Source organism: Pseudomonas sp. FSL R10-0399 (assembly GCF_009600165.1).
Lineage (GTDB): Bacteria > Pseudomonadota > Gammaproteobacteria > Pseudomonadales > Pseudomonadaceae > Aquipseudomonas > Aquipseudomonas helleri.
This window is the reverse complement of the sequence record NZ_WIWK01000335.1, coordinates 1-289: the sequence shown is the minus strand read 5'-3', so window position 1 is coordinate 289 and position 289 is coordinate 1. Positions and strand designations below refer to the sequence as shown.

At 67.8% G+C, this 289-nt stretch carries 1 protein-coding gene; it reads right to left on the bottom strand.

Going from position 1 to position 289, the window contains the following annotated elements; all coding sequences use genetic code 11:
- The coding region (locus GHO41_RS30025; protein ID WP_178126641.1) for a hypothetical protein at positions 1-289 on the bottom strand (289 nt) is incomplete at both ends.

Genomic DNA, 289 nt, shown 5'->3' with positions numbered 1-289 from the left:
CCAGCCAGCAAGCCGGGGCCATGCCCAACGACTCGCAGGCCTGAACCAGCGCAGCGGCTTGCATGCAGCGGGCACCTTGGGCGTCCAACCCTTGGGCTGCGTCCAACCCAGCCACCTGCACAATGTGCTCGGGGGCTTGATCCAGCGCGGCCAATTGGTATGCCACGGCCTGGACATCGCCCGGCACCAGCAGGCTTACTTGCTGGCCTTGTTCACGCAGGCTCTGGGCCAGTTGTTCAACCCCCGCTTGCCCGGCGTCAGCCAGCAGCGCCCAGCGTTGCGCGGCCAC